This window comes from Streptococcus suis (assembly GCF_002960425.1).
GTDB lineage: Bacteria > Bacillota > Bacilli > Lactobacillales > Streptococcaceae > Streptococcus > Streptococcus suis_S.
This window is the reverse complement of sequence record NZ_POIZ01000029.1, coordinates 1-1,552: the sequence shown is the minus strand read 5'-3', so window position 1 is coordinate 1,552 and position 1,552 is coordinate 1. Positions and strand designations below refer to the sequence as shown.

Sequence of the window (1,552 nt, the reverse complement as noted above, 5' to 3'; positions counted from 1 at the left end):
TTCAGATTGAAGACAAACACTTAAGAGGCGTTTGTCTTTTTCTGTTTATTGGTCTGATAGTCGGTCTTTTTGCCAGAATCGTGGCTATTTGTACAATATAAAAAGGCTTCCCTGCCCTCATTTTTACCAATTTCTTGAGATTTAAGCACGCCAAAGTCAGTCCAACCTTATCTTCCATTTTGGACTTGCCTTTCTCTCTTGTATAACGAAGATTGTGGTACTCTTTAGCTGTTCCAAAGAGGCGTTCAATGGTTTCTTTCCGCTTCTGGTAGAGCTCCTTCATGCCTTTCCGGTGCCGAATCTCTTCACAGGTTTCTAAAGCCTCTTTCCAAATGTGTCGAGTTACCACTTTCTGCTTGTTCTTGCTTTCTGTACAAATTGATAGAAGTGGACAAGTAGCACAGATAGCTGGATCACTCTTATATTCCCGATAACCTTCCCTGGTTGTAGTGCGATAGTTCAGGACCTGATTCTCAGGACAGATATAACAGTCATAGTATTCATCGTAAACAAAATCCTTTGAGCGCAGTTTTCCCTTCTTCCCTTTCGGACGAGTGTAAGGAAAAACAGGAGTAATCTCTTGTTCTAGGAGGAAGCGAGCGATACTTGGGGTCTTATAGCCAGAATCGGCAACGAGAAAGCTAAGTTGAAAGGGCTGGAGCTTGGCGAAGAGTGCAGGAAAGGCCTGACTGTCATGGACATTGCCAGCCTCCACACTATAAGCCAGAGCCCAACCATGCTTGTCACAAGCAACTTGAGCTGTATAAGCGAACACTTCTTTATGATCTCCCTTATGAAACCAACCACTTTCAGGGTCAGTTGTAGAAATTTTCTTATCAACGGGCTCCGGCTCTTTTGCGGGCCCTAGCGGCTTTTTTGCATGCTTCACTCTGTCTCTATTGATTTCAATTTCTAACTGGTCACTCATAAACTTAGCTTGCTTTTCAACTTCTCGATTGATGAATTTACGGTTATTCGCCGCAGCCTTGATATGGGTACCGTCAATGAAAATTTCTGACGGATCTATGAATCCTGCATTGACACAGAGCCCTAGGATATGGGTGAAAATGCCTTCAATGACCTGTCTATCTTGGAAACGACGGACATAATTCTTTCCGTAGGTAGTGAAATGAGGCACCTTATCATCCAGTCGAAGACCAAGAAACCAACGGTAGGCAGTGTTGACTTCAATTTCCTTAATGGTTTGACGCATGGAACGAATGCCGAAGAGACACTGCAGGATTGGAATTTTAATGAGCAGAATAGGGTCAAGACTAGGACGACCCGTATCATCGCTATAGCTATCTGCGACTAAGTCATAGATAAAAGAGAAGTCAATAGCTTCCTCTATTTGACGAAGGAGATGATCTTGAGGAACAAGGTCATCTAAACTGTAGAAACCAAATTGACCGCGATTGTAGTCTGAGTTTTCTTTGTGTAACATAGCGATTCTCCTTCTAAGCGTTCTCTTTATTCCTAACTCTATTATACTACTTTACATATGAAAAAGCCGTTAGAAATACAATTCTAACGACTTTGTCTTCAGTCTGAA

1 protein-coding gene is annotated in these 1,552 nt (G+C 42.3%); it reads right to left on the bottom strand.

Annotation, left to right across the window (positions count from 1 at the left end; all coding sequences use genetic code 11):
• Position 1: 1 nt before the first annotated feature.
• Positions 2 to 1,444: an IS1182 family transposase gene (locus C1G57_RS03175; RefSeq protein WP_105113698.1), complete on the bottom strand. Its 1,443-nt coding sequence runs from the start codon at positions 1,442 to 1,444 to the stop codon at positions 2 to 4.
• Positions 1,445 to 1,552: the final 108 nt, after the last annotated feature.